The 17,521-nt window shown below is 39.0% G+C and carries 17 protein-coding genes; 16 read left to right on the top strand and 1 reads right to left on the bottom strand.

Features of this window, described 5'->3' with window-relative positions; translation table 11 throughout:
• The first annotated feature begins 9 nt into the window (after nt 1-9).
• The 15 genes from CDW55_RS01785 to CDW55_RS01715 all read left to right on the top strand — a co-directional run bounded on the left by CDW55_RS01785 (nt 10) and on the right by CDW55_RS01715 (nt 14,934).
• Nucleotides 10-408 (top strand): sugar 3,4-ketoisomerase, encoded by a 399-nt coding sequence (locus tag CDW55_RS01785; RefSeq protein WP_088468668.1) that lies wholly within the window; start codon nt 10-12, stop codon nt 406-408.
• Nucleotides 401-820 (top strand): sugar 3,4-ketoisomerase, encoded by a 420-nt coding sequence (locus tag CDW55_RS01780; RefSeq protein WP_088468021.1) that lies wholly within the window; start codon nt 401-403, stop codon nt 818-820. The genes CDW55_RS01785 and CDW55_RS01780 overlap by 8 nt, the downstream gene beginning before the upstream one ends.
• Nucleotides 813-1,298: an acyltransferase gene (locus tag CDW55_RS01775; RefSeq protein WP_088468020.1), complete on the top strand. Its 486-nt coding sequence runs from the start codon at nt 813-815 to the stop codon at nt 1,296-1,298. The genes CDW55_RS01780 and CDW55_RS01775 overlap by 8 nt, the downstream gene beginning before the upstream one ends.
• Nucleotides 1,295-2,407: a DegT/DnrJ/EryC1/StrS family aminotransferase gene (locus CDW55_RS01770; RefSeq protein ID WP_088468019.1), complete on the top strand. Its 1,113-nt coding sequence runs from the start codon at nt 1,295-1,297 to the stop codon at nt 2,405-2,407. Before CDW55_RS01775 ends, CDW55_RS01770 begins: the two co-directional genes overlap by 4 nt.
• Entirely contained in the window at nt 2,404-3,297 is an 894-nt protein-coding gene (locus CDW55_RS01765; RefSeq protein ID WP_088468018.1) for a hypothetical protein, read from the top strand. The genes CDW55_RS01770 and CDW55_RS01765 overlap by 4 nt, the downstream gene beginning before the upstream one ends.
• A gap of 62 nt (nt 3,298-3,359) precedes the next feature.
• Nucleotides 3,360-4,814 (top strand): oligosaccharide flippase family protein, encoded by a 1,455-nt coding sequence (locus CDW55_RS01760; RefSeq protein WP_179285890.1) that lies wholly within the window; start codon nt 3,360-3,362, stop codon nt 4,812-4,814.
• A gap of 53 nt (nt 4,815-4,867) precedes the next feature.
• Entirely contained in the window at nt 4,868-5,782 is a 915-nt protein-coding gene (locus CDW55_RS01755) for a glycosyltransferase family 2 protein (protein ID WP_088468016.1), read from the top strand.
• A gap of 94 nt (nt 5,783-5,876) precedes the next feature.
• Entirely contained in the window at nt 5,877-6,809 is a 933-nt protein-coding gene (locus CDW55_RS01750; RefSeq protein WP_088468015.1) for a polysaccharide pyruvyl transferase family protein, read from the top strand.
• Nucleotides 6,810-6,938: 129 nt separating this feature from the next.
• Nucleotides 6,939-7,913: a glycosyltransferase family 2 protein gene (locus CDW55_RS01745; RefSeq protein WP_088468014.1), complete on the top strand. Its 975-nt coding sequence runs from the start codon at nt 6,939-6,941 to the stop codon at nt 7,911-7,913.
• A gap of 105 nt (nt 7,914-8,018) precedes the next feature.
• Nucleotides 8,019-9,086 carry a glycosyltransferase gene (locus CDW55_RS01740; RefSeq protein ID WP_088468013.1) on the top strand — a complete coding sequence of 356 codons (1,068 nt, stop codon included), beginning with the start codon at nt 8,019-8,021 and terminating at the stop codon, nt 9,084-9,086.
• Nucleotides 9,079-10,197 carry a glycosyltransferase family 4 protein gene (locus CDW55_RS01735; RefSeq protein WP_088468012.1) on the top strand — a complete coding sequence of 373 codons (1,119 nt, stop codon included), beginning with the start codon at nt 9,079-9,081 and terminating at the stop codon, nt 10,195-10,197. The genes CDW55_RS01740 and CDW55_RS01735 overlap by 8 nt, the downstream gene beginning before the upstream one ends.
• 119 nt (nt 10,198-10,316) lie before the next feature.
• The gene (locus tag CDW55_RS01730; RefSeq protein ID WP_088468011.1) at nt 10,317-11,372 is read left to right on the top strand and encodes an acyltransferase family protein; all 1,056 of its coding nucleotides are present in this window, start codon (nt 10,317-10,319) and stop codon (nt 11,370-11,372) included.
• Between the two features lie 59 nt (nt 11,373-11,431).
• Entirely contained in the window at nt 11,432-12,619 is a 1,188-nt protein-coding gene (locus tag CDW55_RS01725; RefSeq protein ID WP_088468010.1) for a glycosyltransferase, read from the top strand.
• A gap of 20 nt (nt 12,620-12,639) precedes the next feature.
• Entirely contained in the window at nt 12,640-13,695 is a 1,056-nt protein-coding gene (locus tag CDW55_RS01720; RefSeq protein WP_088468009.1) for a glycosyltransferase family 4 protein, read from the top strand.
• Nucleotides 13,696-13,719: 24 nt separating this feature from the next.
• The gene (locus CDW55_RS01715) at nt 13,720-14,934 is read left to right on the top strand and encodes a hypothetical protein (RefSeq protein WP_088468008.1); all 1,215 of its coding nucleotides are present in this window, start codon (nt 13,720-13,722) and stop codon (nt 14,932-14,934) included.
• Between the two features lie 359 nt (nt 14,935-15,293).
• Here CDW55_RS01715 and CDW55_RS01710 read toward each other — a convergent pair whose 3' ends face one another.
• A complete protein-coding gene (locus tag CDW55_RS01710) occupies nt 15,294-15,737 on the bottom strand; it encodes an endonuclease domain-containing protein (protein ID WP_228399590.1) in 444 nt (147 codons plus the stop codon).
• A 503-nt stretch (nt 15,738-16,240) separates the two neighbouring features.
• Here CDW55_RS01710 and CDW55_RS01705 point away from each other — a divergent pair.
• Nucleotides 16,241-17,368, top strand: coding sequence for a hypothetical protein (locus CDW55_RS01705; RefSeq protein WP_143332910.1), 1,128 nt, complete (start codon nt 16,241-16,243; stop codon nt 17,366-17,368).
• Nucleotides 17,369-17,521: the final 153 nt, after the last annotated feature.

Here is a 17,521-nt window from a genome sequence, read left to right as displayed (position 1 = left end):
AAAATATATATGATTCCTCAAATTATACAACTTCCGAAAATAGTTGATCCCCGCGGAAATCTTTCTTTCTTTGAAAGCCCGAAGCAACTTCCTTTTGAGATTGCAAGGACCTACTGGATTTATGATGTACCCGGCGGCGAAACGCGTGGAAGTCATGCTTTCAAAGAGCAACAGGAATTTATTGTAGCATTGTCCGGAAGTTTTGATGTTGTGCTTCATGATGGAACCCAAGAAATAAAATTCCCGTTAAACCGTTCCTATTACGGTTTATATGTTCCCAAAATGTACTGGAGAAAACTAGAGAACTTTTCTACCAATGCTTTAGCGCTTATCGTTTCTGACAGGCATTTTGATGATCAAGACTATATCAGGGATTTTGAAGAATTTAAGAAATTGAAAAATGAATAATAAATTTTCAGTGAATGACTGCTGTGTCGTTGAACTTCCTATCGTTCATAATGAATCCGGAAATATTTCAGTACTGGAAAACCACCAGAATATTCCTTTTGACATAAAAAGAATTTATTATCTGTACGATGTTCCTATGGGAGCAGAAAGAGGTGGGCACGGTCATTACGGGTTGCAGCAGTATGTGGTTGCAGCGAGCGGGTCTTTTACTTTTGTTTTGGATGATGGCAAAAATAAAAAAGAAGTATTTCTTAACCATCCCAATAAAGCACTGCACATCAAACCCGGTATCTGGCGCGAAATGAAAGATTTTTCAAGCGGAAGTGTGTGCCTTGTACTGGCTTCCATGGAATACACTGAAAGCGATTATATGAGAGATTACCAGGAATTTTTAAATTTCAGAAATGGCTAAAATCCATCCCCTTGCCGATGTTCAGACGCTTAATATCGGTGAAAATACTTCCGTATGGCAGTTCTGCGTTATTTTAAAAGATGCAGTGATTGGTGACTATTGCAATATCAACTGTCAGGTATTCATTGAGAGCGATGTGAAAATCGGCGACAATGTCACCATCAAACCCGGTGTTCAGATTTGGGACGGGGTGACTTTGGAAGATAACGTCTTTATTGGTCCCAATGTGACGTTCACGAATGATTTGGTTCCGAGATCGAAACAGTATCCTGAAGCCTTTGCAAAAACTTTGGTTAAGAAAGGCGCTTCCATCGGAGCCAATGCTACCATTGTCGCCGGAAATATCATCGGTGAATTTGCATTGATTGGTGCAGGCAGTGTGGTAACCAAGGAGGTGCCTGCCAACACGGTTTGGTTTGGCAACCCGGCAAAACAGAGAGGAACCATAGATGAAAAAGGAAATATAACTTACCAATGATTAAATTCTTAGACTTACAGAAAATCAATCTTGCCCATCAGCAGGAAATTGAAGCGAAACTCTTACAGACCTTCCGTTCAGGTTGGTATCTTTTGGGCAACGAAGTAAAAACTTTCGAAGAACATCTTGCTTCCTATATCAGCGCTAAACACGCCATTGGTGTGGCTAATGGTCTTGATGCGCTCCGTCTTATTTTAAGAGCTTATATTGAAATGGGGGTGATGCGGGAAGGCGATGAAATCATTGTTCCGGCAAACACTTATATCGCTTCTGTACTGGCTATTTCGGATAACGGACTGGTTCCTGTTCTGGTAGAACCTGATATCAGCACTTACAATATTGATCTTGCAAAGATTGAAGAAAAAATCACTTCCCGTACGAAAGGAGTGATGATTGTGCATCTGTACGGAAGAGTTGTCTTTTCAGAAGACCTGAATGCACTGGCTCAAAAACATCAGCTGAAAATTATAGAAGACAACGCGCAGGCCATTGGTGCGGAATGGAATGGCGTAAAAACAGGAAATTTGGGCGATGCTGCCGGTTTCAGTTTTTATCCCGGAAAGAACCTTGGTGCGCTGGGTGATGCCGGTGCGGTAACAACGAATGACGGGGAATTGGCAAAAACCATCAGAGCATTGGCCAACTACGGTTCCAATCAAAAATATGTTAATATTTACAAGGGACTGAATTCCCGTCTGGATGAGATTCAGGCAGCAGTCCTCGATGTAAAACTGAATTATATTGACGAAGAAAACAACAAAAGGAAAGCCATCGCTGAAAAATATCTGGCGGAGATTAAAAACCCAGCCCTGATCCTTCCGGAAATTCCGGCTGATCCCGCAGAGCATGTATGGCATCTGTTCGTCATCAGAACTCCTGAGCGTGAAAAACTTCAAAATTTTCTGACTGAAAAAGGGGTACAGACCCTCATACATTATCCTATTCCTCCTCATAAACAGGAGGCTTACAAAGAAATGGATGAAATGAATTTTCCCTTTACAGAAAAAATTCATCAAGAGGTTTTAAGTTTGCCAATAAGCCCTGTGATGAGTGAAGATGATATCGATACGGTAATTCAATCAGTAAATTTTTTTTTGCAATCTAAATGAAGAAGCAATTAAAAAAAGTAATTAAAATGATGCTTCCAAATTTTATGGTGGAGTATCATGAGCGCCGTAAATCCAAGAAAATAAATTATTATGATTCAGAGGATTTCATAGGCTATGTTTATCGAAAAAAGCATGGACTGATGCGTCATGCTGACACCATCGAGACGCTCGCTATTAGAGGATCCAATACGGACTATGGTTTCTATTCTCCCCTGATCAAGAATTCTTATAATCTAGGATTGATAAGCTCAGATCTGTATTTTAACTATCATCTGTATCATCAAATAAAAAAAGGGCTGCCAAAATTAAAGAATGTTGTCTATTTCTATAATGTCCCGGCAAATGGAATGTCGCTTATCAGACTGAAGGAGCGATATAGATTAGTTATTTATAAATATTTTTTTAATATTGATTATCAGGAACGTGGCTTCATTGACCAAAAACAAGAAAGGCGTATTTTTAAGAAATGCTCCAAATACAGTCAGAACATCGAAAAAAGTTATTATGGTTACGAAAGAAAAACAAAATATATTGTAACTCCGCCAGATTTACGTGCTCAACAATTATTAAGAGAAAATACTAGAGAGCCAGATCAGATCGAATGGTTAAGAAAATTAATTATAGAAATTGCCAGTGACAATATTAACTTAGTTGTTGTACTTCCTCCTCATTTAACTGCATTTCAACGGAATTTACCGTCAGCAGAAATTTTATTTAAAAAATTATACGATTTGCTGGATGAATATCCATCAGTTCTATTGATTGATTTATACAACTCGAAGCTGTTTACTGATGATGACATGGGGGATGCAGATCATCTGAACGAACGGGGGGCGATAAAGATCACCAGTGAAGTACAAAAGGTCATGAGTGAAAAAGGGTATCTGTAAATTTTATTTTAATCTAAGTTCATCCTTTTATGTCAGAAAGTCAGTCATCTTATAAACAAATCATGAAAGCCACTTCATTATTTGGTGGAGTACAGATTTTCCAGATTATCATCAATATATTACGGTCAAAACTTCTTGCAGTTCTATTGGGACCTGCGGGAATGGGTTATAACAGTATTCTTAACAGCACAATCAGTTTAATTGCGTCCATGACTAATTTTGGACTGAGTACCAGTGCTGTAAAAAATGTTGCTGCGGCTTATGCTTCTTCAGATCATAAAAGGGTATCAACAGTTGTGAGCGTGCTCCGTAAACTGGTATGGGTTACAGGTTTGCTCGGTGCACTGTTAATAATTCTGTTTTCTCCCTGGTTAAGTGAAATTACGTTCGGTCACCGGAAGTCGACGGCAGCATTTTGCTGGATTGCAATCACTCTTTTCCTCAATCAGATCAGCAATGGGCAAAATGTTCTTCTAAGAGGAACCCGCAGGCTGAAACAGATGGCCGCAGCAAGTTTGACTGGATCAGTACTGGGCTTGCTTATTTCGGTTCCAATGTATTATAAGTGGGGTATTGATGGTGTAGTACCTGCAATAATAGGTACTTCGATTATTAGTTTGCTTGTAAGCTGGCATTATTCGCGCACCATCAAAATCGAAAAGGTTGTATTGTCACGTGAAGAGACGATATCAGAGGCAAAAAGTATGCTTGCGATGGGATTTATGTTGAGTATGAGTGGTCTACTAAGCGTAGGCTCTGATTTTTTCATGAGATCCTATATTACAAAAGCGGGGGGGGTTGAGCATCTAGGTTTGTATTCTGCCGGTTTTGCGATTATCAATTCTTATGTCGGAATGATTTTTACTGCTATGAGTGCAGATTACTATCCACGCTTGAGTGGTGTAGCTCATGATAATATGAAAGCCAAAATACTCATTAATCAACAGGCAGAGATCGCAGTTTTATTAATTGTACCTATACTGCTTGTCTTAATGATTTTTATCCCTTTTTTCGTACAGTTACTCTACTCCTCAAAATTTTTACCTATTGTTGAAATGATGCGATGGGCTATGCTCGGATTAATTTTAAAGGCCTCAAGCTGGTCTGTAGGTTTCATATATCTTGCAAAGGGTGATTCCCGTATATTTTTTGTCAAAGAGATCTTCTCTGTTTCGTATTTGATTGGATGTAGTATATTGTTTTATAATTATTTTGGACTGACCGGTCTTGGGATCGGCTTTCTTGCAGCTTACGTTTTGAATCAAATTCAAACCCTGTTTTTAAGCTATTATTTGTATAAATTTAAGTTTACCAAGGATTTTGTAATTATACTTTTGGTTAATATTACATTAGCTACATCGGTTTTCTTACTGATGAACCAATCATCTAATCAAATTGCGTTCTACGCAGCCATATTGCTGTTAATAGTGACTATTTTATATTCTTACAGAGAGTTGAATAAAAGGCTTGATATTAAATCGGTCATTCAGTCGTTAATCAGGAAATTCAGAAAATGAGTTTAGAATTTTTATAAAAATGGGTGATGCATTACTTTACAAATTAAAAAAATATGTTGGAAAATAGAAATCCATTAGTTTCTGTGGTAGTCATCACATACAATTCATCGAAATATGTGATGGAAACACTGGAGAGCGTGAAGGCACAGACGTATGAGAATATTGAACTTATAATTTCAGATGATGGATCCACTGATCATACGATTGAAATGTGTCGGGTTTGGTTAGCTCAAAACAATAATAGGTTTCCAAAAACTAAATTACTTACTGTAGAAGAAAACACGGGTATTCCGGCAAATTGTAACCGGGGTGTTCGAGCATCTACAGGAGAATGGGTAAAACTGATCGCGGGCGATGATGTTTTTTTTGAAGACTGCTGTAGAAATTTTGTTAACTATATTCAAGATAAAAAGATCTTTATTTTACAGACCTCTTTAAATTTGTATAAAGATAATTTCGAAGGTCATAATAGCATTGGAGTTTGGGAACCCTCAAAAAAAATTAATTTTTTTGCTCTAAGTGCAAACAAGCAATATGAATTGCTTATGTATGGTGTATATGTTAATGCACCAGGCGTGTTTTTTAAAAGAGAAATCTTTCAGTTTATCACGTTTGATGAAGAATTCAGAAAGATCGAGGATTATCCCTTTTGGGTTTTAGCTACCAAGAGTGGCTTTAAAATATTTTATACAGATTTACAGTCTGTTAAGTACCGGATACATTCCGGCTCTGTTCAACAAAAAAGTACTGCACATATGAACAGTGAACAGCTAAAGGTTAAAGAGGCGATTAAGTTAAAATATTATGATTCTTATCGCTCTAGTTTTCCATACTATCGAAACATGCTGTACAATTTCTTAGATAGGAAAGGATTTAATAAAGATAGCCCATTGAGTAAATTAATATATAGCCTTACTTTTAAAATAAGTCTCCTAATAATCTGGTACAAAGCTAATGTCACCCGTTAGATGTAAGAAAGAGGAAGAGCATAACAAGGTTGTAAAGTAATAGAAGATGTACGACTTTAGATGGTGAGGGGAAATATAATGTTAATATTGAATTATGGAAAAAAAAATTAATCTTTTTTGGTATAGACACCATAAGGGAAAAGGGAACTTTGGCGATGAACTAAATCCTTATATCGTCGAGAATATATCACAGCAGAAGGTTAATCATATCAATCTTATATATTTGCGGGACAACTTGTGGTTATCTTTTAAGATACTTGTCATGGCACTATTGTACAGAAAGATTAATTTCATCACTTTTGGTAAGTATGTGTCGTTTAATTTATTAATGAGGCCGAAAGTTCTCCTGGCTGTGGGAAGTGTACTGCAAAATATTCAGTACTCTAACTGTCAAGTTTGGGGTGCGGGAATCATTGAAGAAAAATGTAATTTTAAAAATGCTGATTTTGTTTCAGTGCGGGGAAAGTATTCTCAAATAAGATTAAAAGAATTAGGATACAAAGTACCTTCTGTACTTGGTGATCCGGCTATTTTATTACCGCTGATTTATAAACCAGAAAAAATAAAAAAATATAAAGTAGGAATAATCCCTCATTATATTCATTATGATGAACTTAAAAAAGCAGTACCATCGGATATACTTGTAATTAATTTATTAGATGATATTGAAAAAATCATCAATGAGATCTGTAGTTGTGAATTTACATTGTCGACTTCCCTACACGGAATTATTGTTTCCCATGTATACGGAATTGCTAGTTTATGGTGTAATTTTTCAAATATAAAGAAACCACTTCGTGGGGATAATGTTAAGTTTAAAGACTATTTCAGTTCTGTTGGTATTAGAGAATATGATGAATTCCTTATTCACATTGCTGAAATAGAACACATTCCAAATCTATTGCATGAAGTAATTCATCAATATCAGTTTTTACCAGACCAAGATCTAATAAAACATTTACAAAAGGATTTGTTAAGGGTAGCTCCTTTCGCATTGAAAGATGAATATATTAAGTTGTTAAAGTAAATCACCACTTATACCACATTTGCTTTTGCCATTACAGGTATAACAAAACAATATTACATTATAAAGAAAATATTGATATAAACCGAATACCTCTCTTTTCCTTTTCAAATCGTCATTAATCAATCACCTATGATATCTGTAATCATTCCACTGTACAATAAATCAAAGTACATTAAGAGAGCTGTAGATTCTATTTTGAAACAGAGTTTTCAAAAATTTGAAATTATCATTGTCGACGATGGTTCAACAGATGATAGTTTAGATATTGCTACCCATATTAGCGAAAGTGACCCTAGAATATCTGTTTACAGTCAAAACAACGGCGGAGTTTCAAAAGCTAGAAACTACGGAATGGAAAAAAGCAAATTCGATTATGTCGCATTTTTGGACGGTGACGATTATTATCACAACCGTTTTTTAGAGTCTGTAAATTACATAATTAAGAAACACCGCACAATAGAAATTATTAGTGCTGCCGTGTCACATAGTATACTTAATTATGAGATAAGCCATTTCGATTACATAGAGATTGATAAACGAGATTATTTTAAAGTCCTGCTTCGCTACCATCCCTTATTTTCTTCCTCAAGCACAGTCATCCGAAAAGATCTGATTACAAATAATAAATTGCAATTTGATGAAAATTTAAGGTTTGGTGAAGATACCGATTTTTGGAATAGATGTGTTAAAGCATGTAAGAGTGCAAATGTAATTTTAGTCCTTACAAAATTGGCCTGTTATGATATCAATGATACAAACACAAGTATGTCCAATAAAAATTTAAAACCCGTTAGGAATACTTACTTCTACAAACTCCTCGATACGAAAGTACTTACATTTTTAGATGGTGAAAAAACATTCACATCATTTTATATTTACAGGTATTATATAAGTTATTACGCTTCCATTGCAGCATCTGGATTGCGAAGAGATATTATTAATAAAATAGGCATGTTAGATTATAATAATTTATTTATCACTTTTCTTCTTAAACGCGTTTTACAGCCCTGGAATAAAGCTTACCTATTGAAATTTATAACTTATTTCCGATTGATTTATAGTAAATCATTAAAATCATTCCCTGTTCACAAAGCATACTATTAATTATTTTCCTGTATTTTTATCCATAATTCTTTGATGCGGACACGTGCCAAAGATGGAGAATTTTTAATCAGGTGATTCCACTAAAATTTAGATTATTAATAAATTATGAAAATCCTACGATTAACCACTTTACTAGATTTTGGCGGACAGGAAAAGAAATATCTAAGCTTCACTGAAAACCCTGAATTGCTTCGGCACCAATATGTTTTTTCCGCCATTGGCTATGGTGGAAACGCTGAAAGGAAACTAAAGGAAAGGGGTTTTGAAGTGCATGTCCTTAACCGGAATTTCTCTATCCGTAATCTCTCCAATATTTGGGCGGTATATCGATTAATCAAGAAAATAAGACCAGATGTGGTTCATGCCGCAGCAGCGGAAGCTAATTTTCATGGGATTATCGCCGCAAAATTAGCCGGAGTTAAGACAATTCTCGGTGAGGAAATCGGGATCCCAAATCATTCTTCTATTGCCCAAAAAGTCTTTCGATGGGTGTACCGCTTCGCGGATCAGGTGATTGGTGTTTCACAATCTGTAAAAAATCATTTGGTGAATACCGGTGAAATACCGGAAAGCAAAGGAAAGGTCATTTATAATCCGGTAAGCATTCCAACACCATTTCCTAGAAAAAACAGCCCAAATTTCGAAATCGTGTATGTCGGAAGATTAGAAATCGTGAAAAATGTGGAAACCTTAATTACTGCTTTCGCCCACTCCAATAATGCACATACTCATTTGACCATTGTAGGAGACGGCCGGGAACGCCATCATCTGGAAGGATTGACTTCAACATTACATATGGATTCCAAGATTACCTTTACTGGTTTCAACTCGGAACCTTCGAAATACCTTTCTAATGCTGATTTGTTTGTATTGCCTTCTTTTTCTGAAGGTTTTGGGATTGCAGCAGCAGAAGCGATGTTTTTGAAAATCCCTGTGTTGTGTTCCATGGTTGGCGGCATTCCCGAGTTTGTGAAAGACGGCGAAAGTGGTTGGCTTTTCGATCCTAAAAACACAGCGGAACTGACTGAAAAACTCAACCAAATTATTGAAATGGATGCCGAATCGTTACATCTGATTGGCAGGAATGGTTATGATAAAGTGATTAATCAATTTACCGTTGAAAGATATATTGAGAATTTAGAAAGTTTTTATCACCAATTGAACCATGATTAGAGTATTACACATTATGTCCACTGTTACAGGAGGCGGCGTAGAACGCCGACGTCTTTCTTTGGCAAAAGCTTTCAAAGGAAGCAACATTCAGATGAAACTCGTGGGCACGTTTAAAAATGGTGCTATTGCAGAGCAGATTGAAGATAACGGTGTCGAAATTATCGAGGTTGGAGATTTTAATGGACCCTTCCATTGGGACAAACATCGAAAAATTCAGAAAATCATCGATGAGTTCCAACCGCATATCATCCATGGTGCGGTGTTCGAGGGTGTTACCATGGCCGCCATCAACGGTTTTATTAAAAAAGTTCCTGTGGTGATTTTGGAAGAAACCTCAGATCCTCAAAACAGAAGTTCAAAAGCGGATTTTCTGTTGCGCATTTTTTCCTGGGCTGCCGATCGTTTTATTGCCATAGCACCCAATGTCGCAGAATATCTTCGGGATAAAGCTAAAGTGTCCCCCAAAAAAGTTATTACCATCAATAACGGAGTCGAAATACCCAGAGCAGTTTCAGACCAGGAAATTCAAGATTTAAAAGCGGAATATGCAATCCGGGAAAGTGATTTTGTAGTGGGAACCGTGGGGCGGCTGTTCAACGATCACAAGAAGATTACCGATATTTTAGAAGCGGTAAAACAGTTGGATTTGCCTCATTTAAAACTGTTGATTGTTGGAGGGGGCAGAGATGAACAATTATTGAAAGAGAAAGCCCGCGAATTGGGCATTGAAGCGCAAGTGATTTTTACAGGTTATCAATATGATACCGCACCTTTCTATGAATTAATGAACGTCTTTTGTATTGCTTCCCAACGGGAAGGCTTTGGGTTGGTCGCAGCTGAAGCGATGTTGCATCACCTTCCGGTATTGGCAACCCAAGTTGGAGGGTTGCAAAATGTAGTAGTCAATGAAGAAACCGGTTTTTTGGTACCTTCAAATACACCGTCAAAACTGGCAGAAAAAATACATTATTTCTACCATCATCCGGAAGCAGTCAACACCATGGGCGAAGCCGGCTACCAAAGAGCCATGCAAAATTACACGGAAGAAAGATATGTGAAAGAGGTGCAAGCCCTGTATAATGAATTGCTTTTAAAAAAAGGGATTATATAAAAAAAGAACTTGATATGCTTTTCAAATACTTAACTACTACTACTCAACATTTACCAGGGTTTTAAGATAAACAATCTAAAAAGGCATATACGTGATCGTTAAAATTTAGTATATTTAATATGAAATACAATTATTTAGAAGTTTTCAGAGGTTTTATGGCATTATGGGTAGTATTATTCCATGGATTCGCTTTTTTGCCAATACTCCCTAAAAATATTGTTTTCAAATTCCTTAATAACGGTTTTCTTCCTGTTGCCGCCTTTGTTTTTTTAAGCGGATTCGTTACTTACATTTTACTTGAAAAAAAAGAATCTTACTTGTTTTATATTAAAAGGCGCGCATATCGTTTGTTTCCTATATATATCGTGGCGCTAATTATTAGTGTCCTAATGTTGGGTCTTAGTTTTGATGTTTTAAATAATCTACCTTTCAATAATCCAAAAATTCAGATGCGACTAAGACTAATTAGTGAAGCTGAGAATAATTTTTTCTTAAATATTGTAAGTCATTTAGGTTTGGTTCACGGTCTTTTCCCAAATGAAAGATTTCCCTTTACATATACATTGATGGGTCAATCATGGTCATTAACATTAGAATGGCAGTTTTATATTTTTATCCCAGTTATATATAAGGCAATCACTTCTAGAAAGGTAATCTATGTAGCTCTTTCTTTATTAATGATACCTGCAATGATCTGGTCTTTCTTTTATATGTCTCAAAAATCATTTTTGCCAAATATGATACACTATTTTTTAATTGGATTTTTCTCCTATCCATTGTTTAAAATTTATCTCAACGAAGGAAAGTATTATCTCTTTTATTTTTTAATAATTTCCGCGCTCTTGTTTAGTTTTTACAATATTGGTGTTGCTGTAATGATTTTACTGTTTGCTTCTATTTTAGCACTGCAGAAGATTAGACCTAGATTTGCAGAATTATTTTTCAATAATAAACACCTTTTGAACTTAGGAAAGATTTCATATTCTATTTACTGTATTCATATGATTGTATACTATTTAGTCGGATGGGTGCTGCTGAAAATTAAAATTATTGATGTTTTTTTGTTTTCGTTGTTATTTATTGCTTTAGGTTCAGTGATTACTATTTTACTATCTAATTTTACTTATACTTATATAGAAAACAAATTTATTAAGCTAGGCAAAAAAACCAGTTAAGAAAGTTTTTTAAGCATTTAAAGTAATACAAAATTTAATTATTGATAAGATTCTTAAGTATGGCAAAGAAAATTTTGTTCATCACCTGGGACGGCCCGCAGACTTCGTATATGGAAGGACTGTTTATGCCTATTTTTCATGAAATTGCTAAGCGGGGAGATTATCAATTCCACGTGATACAGTTCACCTGGGCGGATGCTCAAAAAATCGCGCATACCCAAGCAGCGGCAAATCAAATGGGGATTACCTATACGGCCTGGCCTGTTCTTAGGAAACCTAATGTTTCCATAGGAAGTCTTTTGACGGTGCTTACCTCTTCAGCCAAAATCAAAAAATACATTAGGCAAAATAACATTCACATGGTAATGCCGAGGAGTACTTTCCCCGCGATGATTGTGAATCAGATCAAAAATAAAACCTTTAAACTCATTTTCGATGCAGACGGTTTACCCATCGAAGAACGGATTGATTTTGCAGGACTAAAAAAAGAATCTTTTCAATATAAACTGATGAAGTCGGCAGAGACGAAAATGCTGAAGTCTGCGGATGCCGTCATCACCAGATCTCAGAAATCAATAGACATCCATCTCGCCAATATTGGCGAATCCTACCGATCCAAGTTTTCTGTGGTTTTTAATGGAAGAGACAAAAATATATTTGCTTATCGGCCACATTTAAGAGAAGAAGTAAGGCAGGAATTGGGCTTGAAAGATGAATTGCTGTTTGTGTATGCCGGATCTTTGGGACCGCAATACTGCCTGACTGAAATGTTGCAAATATTTCAGGCATACGCGGAAAAGCGTGAGGCAAAGTTCATCATCCTGACCGGAAATACAGCATTTGCAGAACAAAATATTCCCACGGAGCTAAAAGCTTACGTTAGCTTAAAATCGGTGCCATCGGAAAAGGTGTCGTTTTATCTCAACGGCGGTGATGTAGCATTCGGACTCAGAAAACCCACCTTCAGTATGCAGGGGGTGGCACCCATAAAATTAGGTGAGTATCTGCTCTGCGGACTGCCCGTGATTGCCAGCAAAGGCATTGGCGACACAGAGAAGATTTTGGAGAATTTTGAAGAATGTTACCTTTACGATCATTCCATCGGTTTGCTACCACAGATAGAGCAGATCAAAAATTTTGCAGAAAAAGCTATATTTGCCAATAGAAACAATATCGCTCAGAAAGCACAGGATTATTTTTCTTTGGAAGCTGCAGCAGAATCCTACATCAAAGCCATCACAAACTAACCGCCAACCATCTCCCATCAATGAAAATCCTTTACCTTACCAAATACACGAGAATGGCGGGCAGCAGCAGAATGCGCAGCTATCAGTATTTTCCTTATTTGGAAAAGGCGGGGATGCAGGTGACCGTAAAACCCTTCTTTGACGATGCGTACCTGAAAGATTTTTATGCAGGAACAAAAAATATCAGCGCTGTTGTAAAGTCCTATATTAAAAGGTTAGGGGTGCTTTTTTCAGTTTTCCGTTATGACAGAGTAGTCATCGAAAAAGAGATTTTTCCTTTTCTGCCCGCATTGGCGGAATGGATGTTAAAACTGTTGGGAATCCAATACATTGTAGATTATGATGATGCCATTTTTCATAACTATGACCAAAGTGCAAATCCCATTATTAAAAATTTTCTCGGAAATAAAATTGCCTATGTAATGCGTTTCAGCGGAACGGTGGTGGCAGGAAATCAATATCTGGCAGACTATGCAGCCCGGTCGGGAGCAAAAAACATAGAAATTATTCCAACCGTCATCGATCTGGACAGGTATCCGATTAAACAAACTACAGATACTGATCCATGCATTGTGGGATGGATTGGGACGAAAACAACCTTTGAAAAACATCTTTTACCCTGCAAAGACTGGATCAAAGCTTTGCAGCATCAAGAACCTAATATCCGTTTCCATATTGTGGGGATTACAGAGGATATGGATCTCGGAAAAAATGTAAAATATATCCGGTGGACGGAAGAAACAGAAGTGGCTGAGATTCTGAAAATGGATATTGGCCTGATGCCACTGCAGGATTCCAAATGGGAAAAGGGCAAATGCGCCTATAAACTCATTCAGTATTCCGCCTGTGGAATCCCGGGCGTAGCATCGGATGTAGGAATGAACAGGGAAGTCACGGTTCCGGGGGAAACCGGGATCTTAGCTTCGGCGGATGAAGAGTGGATTCAAGCCATTAAAACCCTAAAATCCAATACCGAATTAAGACAACAACTGGGACGCAACGCCCGAAAGAAAGTCGAGGAGCGCTATTGCATTCAGCAGACTTCCACGAAATGGAAAGAAATCCTTAACCATTAGGCATAAAAAACTATTTTTGCAGTTATGATATTGGATTTAATCTACATTCCTCTAATTATTGTATTGGGTCTCGGCTTCATCAATCTGTTCAGCAGCCAGCTGACCGTAAGGGATAACGATATGCTGAAGAAGCTCTTTTACTTTCATCTGCTGTTGGGAGTATATTACTGTTTCTTTATCAAAGGCGACGCGATTGGTTATTGGCGCGTCCCAAAGGCTTACACACTGGATACCTTTAAAGAAGGGCTGTTCAACGGGGAGGGGACGATGTTTATGTATGCCTTTAATTTCATGTTCTCCAATGTGCTGAACATGTCTTATCTCTCCAATACCCTGCTGTATTCGCTGTTTGGGTTTATGGGGCTGACCTTTTTTTATATGGTCGTGGTGAAAACCATTCCCTATAATAAAATGATTAATGGATATGTGCTCTTTCCGCTCATCTTCTTTCTGCCGAACCTGCATTTCTGGAGTGCTGGGGTAGGTAAGGACACGACGCTTTTTCTCTGCATCGGCATGTTTGCCTATGGCATCCTTAAACCCATCACCCGCATCCCGCTTCTGGTACTCAGCGTTCTCCTGGCCATGGCCATCCGGCCGCATATCGTACTCTTTCTGATGGCTGGTTTTGGCCTGGCCTATATCTTTGGCGGTAAAGTCTCGGTGTTTCAACGGGTACTCTTTTCCGGCGTCCTTATAGGAATCGGTTTGGCAATCCTGCCTTCCGTGATGGAGTTTGCCAAGATTGAAGAAGCTTCTGCGGAGGGATTTGATAAGTTTGCGGAAAGTAAGGCTGCCGTACTGAGCCGAGCCTCCTCGAGTTCAGCCATTGATGTCAGTGGAATGCCTTTTCCGCTGAAAGTGCTTACCTTCTGGTTCAGGCCTTTTTTCTTTGATGTCCGTAACCTGAATGGGTTAATCGCCTCCATTGAGAATCTTATTTTCGTCATTGTCTTTATAAAAGCCATGCGCACCAAGCCCATCACCGCTTTCAGAAAGGCTCCCTTTGTCATTAAAGGGCTGGTGTTCTTTTTGATCTTCGGTTCTTTCGCCTTTTCCCAGTCCCTGGGAAATGTTGGCATTATGATCCGCATGCGGAATATGTTCCTGCCCGGAATGCTGATCTACCTGATGTGGGTGTTTTCGTACCAGCAGCAGGTGGCGAAGGAACAGATGCTGGCGTACCGGGAAAAGCTGAGGCAAAGGCCGAAGCCTAAGGAGCAACTACTAAAGGAATAAGCACTGGGGAGACCACCCCCGTCATCCGCTGGCGCGGCTGACACCCCTGGTTGCTTCCCCGCCTTTGACGTGTCGCAGTGACAGGGAATACGCGGTTTTTCTTTTGTGAATGAGGTACTGGAAAAGGGAGATTCAGGAATACTTGAGGGGGTGGAGAATGTGCGGTATTTCTTATTTAAGCGGTTTCTAATGATCCGAGTCCGATTGTTCTTCCGCGTTTTAATTTTATTTCTTCCGGTGTTGACAAGATAGATTTCGGCATAGCGCACAGTACAATCTTATCCTATCCTTTATTAAACACTGGGATATTCCCCTCCCCTGGAGGGGTGTCCGTGTGCCTTGCACACGGACGGGGTGGTTCATTCTGCTCCTGCCAATTCATCAGGTTCTCTTACTCCATAATGCTCCAAGATGAAGTTCTCCAAATCTCTCAGCACAATCTCCATATTCTTCTTAATATTATGATTTGAAATCCGGAATACTTTTACACCGTAACTTTCAAGATCACGCTGTCGCCTTATATCATATTCCTGTTTAAAATCATGACTCCAGCCATCAATTTCAATAGCCAGGCCTAAGCTTTTAACATAAAAATCTACAATATAGTTTCCAATGATTTTCTGCCGGTCAAAATCAATTTGGTGGAATCTTCTGCGGTGAACCTGTTTCCAGAACAGTACTTCACAGAGGAGTCCGGCTTTCCTTTTATCCGGAAGCAGGGTTTTAAGTTTCTTATTGTAAGGCAGATTTTCAATTCTGTTTTTTCGGATGGGATTACCCCGGATATGGGTGAGGATTTTCACGGTGTTTTTAAAATAAAGATAGGAAATTGTGGAGTGGTGGTAAAATTACCCGACTTGTTTTTACTGCATCTATGACCACCCCGTCATCCGCTGGCGCGGCTGACACCCCTGGTTGCTTCCCCGCCTGCGATGTGTCGCAATGACAGGGAATGCGCGGTTTTTCTTTTGTGAATGAGGTACTGGAAAAGGGAGATTCAGGAATACTTAAGGGGGAGGAGAATGTGCGGTTTTTCTTATTTAAGTGTTTCTAATGATCCGTGTCCGGGTGTTCTTCCGCTTTGTAATTTTATTTCTTCCGGTGTTGACCATATAGATTTCGGCATAGCTGCACAGTACAATCTTATCCTATCCCTTATTAAACACTGGGATATTCCCCTCCCCTGGAGGGGTGTCCGTGTGCTTTGCACACGGACGGGGTGGTTATTTCCTGCACACGGACGGGGTGGTCTGTTTTTCTGTTTGAGAATGGATTGCTAACCACTTCAGTTAATTTTTCCTGTGGATTGCCGTCCTCCAAACAAAAATCTTCCTATTTTTACGGAAGCATGAAAATCCTCCACCGTATTTTTCCGTTTCTGCTGTTGGTATATCACCTGGTGTTCGCCTGGATAGGCTTTCGGTATATCCTGACCAACGGTGGGGATGCGCAGCGCTACTGGTTTCTCAAACAGGACCTTTCAAATTCTGCATGGACTGATTTTCTGAAACCCGGCACGGATGTGATAAAGTTCCTTACTTTTCCGCTCGTGAAGTTTTTTCACCTGCCGTTCTGGAGCGGCTTCCTCATCTTCAGTCTCATCAGTTTTGCCGGCGTGCTGATTCTTTACAGGACTTTAATGCGGATCGCCGGAAGTAACGTAAAATTACAGGTTCTGGCGATGGTGCTGATGCTGCTTCCCAATCTCCACTTCTGGACTTCCCTCATCGGAAAGGAAGCCCTGATCCTGATTCCGCTTACGGTTTTCTGCGCTGAACTCAGCGGGAAGAGGTATTTCAGTATACTGCTCCTTATGTCAGTGCTGGCGGTAGCCGTCATCCGTCCGCATGTGGCGTTCGTTCTGGCCCTGACTTATGTCCTCGGGCTTCTTCTGACCTATCCACTGTCTTTAAAAAGGAAAGCAATGGTATTGGGGGGACTCGCTGTACTGACCGGTTTATTTACCTGGCTCCTCAACAGTCTTCAGGATTTCAGCGGTGGGTTTCAGCGGGTGCTTCAAAAATATGAAGCCCATATCCGGCATTTCAAAACAACCGACGGCTATGTACCGCTGGACGCCTATCCGCTGCCGGCGAAACTGTTTACTTTTTACTTCAGACCCCAGCCTTTGGAACGAAGCGGTCTCTTTTATCATGTGGTCAGCACCGAAAATCTCCTGTTGCTGCTTATTGCCGGATTCACTCTGTGGTATGGCCTCCGATATTTCGCGGAACTCCGCAGTCGCCTTCTCTTTGTTTTCCCTCTGCTCTTCATGACGGCTCTAGGGCTGATGTATGTTTATGCCTATGCGAATTACGGCATTATCATGAGGACCAGGGTGATGGCAATGCCGTTTTTTGCGGCCCTGCTGGTGGAGGTTTTTGGAGTTGCTGTAAATGAGGCAGGTGCTTCGAAAAGAGGTCCCCGGCAGTAGCGGATTGCAGTCAGGTTTATTACGTAAGGTGTTGATTGCTAAATCTATTTCTGTTCTTTTGCCTTGATGCAAAAGAACGAAAAAATGACTCCTCTTCTCTATTTATTTTATTTGAATCGTCGAAACTTCGTTTTCAAGACTGGATCTTTTTGC

Source organism: Chryseobacterium sp. VAUSW3, assembly GCF_002205795.1.
In the GTDB taxonomy this organism is placed as follows: Bacteria; Bacteroidota; Bacteroidia; order Flavobacteriales; family Weeksellaceae; genus Kaistella; species Kaistella yananensis.
This window is presented reverse-complemented; position numbering and strand designations above follow the sequence as displayed.

Coding starts and splice junctions, on each gene's coding strand:
- CDW55_RS01720 (WP_088468009.1), top strand. CDS start 12,640: ATGAAAATCCTTTACCTTACCAAATACACGAGAATGGCGGGCAGCAGC.
- CDW55_RS01740 (WP_088468013.1), top strand. CDS start 8,019: ATGAAAATCCTACGATTAACCACTTTACTAGATTTTGGCGGACAGGAA.
- CDW55_RS01730 (WP_088468011.1), top strand. CDS start 10,317: ATGAAATACAATTATTTAGAAGTTTTCAGAGGTTTTATGGCATTATGG.
- CDW55_RS01750 (WP_088468015.1), top strand. CDS start 5,877: ATGGAAAAAAAAATTAATCTTTTTTGGTATAGACACCATAAGGGAAAA.
- CDW55_RS01770 (WP_088468019.1), top strand. CDS start 1,295: ATGATTAAATTCTTAGACTTACAGAAAATCAATCTTGCCCATCAGCAG.
- CDW55_RS01780 (WP_088468021.1), top strand. CDS start 401: ATGAATAATAAATTTTCAGTGAATGACTGCTGTGTCGTTGAACTTCCT.
- CDW55_RS01735 (WP_088468012.1), top strand. CDS start 9,079: ATGATTAGAGTATTACACATTATGTCCACTGTTACAGGAGGCGGCGTA.
- CDW55_RS01765 (WP_088468018.1), top strand. CDS start 2,404: ATGAAGAAGCAATTAAAAAAAGTAATTAAAATGATGCTTCCAAATTTT.
- CDW55_RS01760 (WP_179285890.1), top strand. CDS start 3,360: ATGAAAGCCACTTCATTATTTGGTGGAGTACAGATTTTCCAGATTATC.
- CDW55_RS01755 (WP_088468016.1), top strand. CDS start 4,868: ATGTTGGAAAATAGAAATCCATTAGTTTCTGTGGTAGTCATCACATAC.
- CDW55_RS01785 (WP_088468668.1), top strand. CDS start 10: ATGATTCCTCAAATTATACAACTTCCGAAAATAGTTGATCCCCGCGGA.
- CDW55_RS01745 (WP_088468014.1), top strand. CDS start 6,939: ATGATATCTGTAATCATTCCACTGTACAATAAATCAAAGTACATTAAG.
- CDW55_RS01715 (WP_088468008.1), top strand. CDS start 13,720: ATGATATTGGATTTAATCTACATTCCTCTAATTATTGTATTGGGTCTC.
- CDW55_RS01725 (WP_088468010.1), top strand. CDS start 11,432: ATGGCAAAGAAAATTTTGTTCATCACCTGGGACGGCCCGCAGACTTCG.
- CDW55_RS01775 (WP_088468020.1), top strand. CDS start 813: ATGGCTAAAATCCATCCCCTTGCCGATGTTCAGACGCTTAATATCGGT.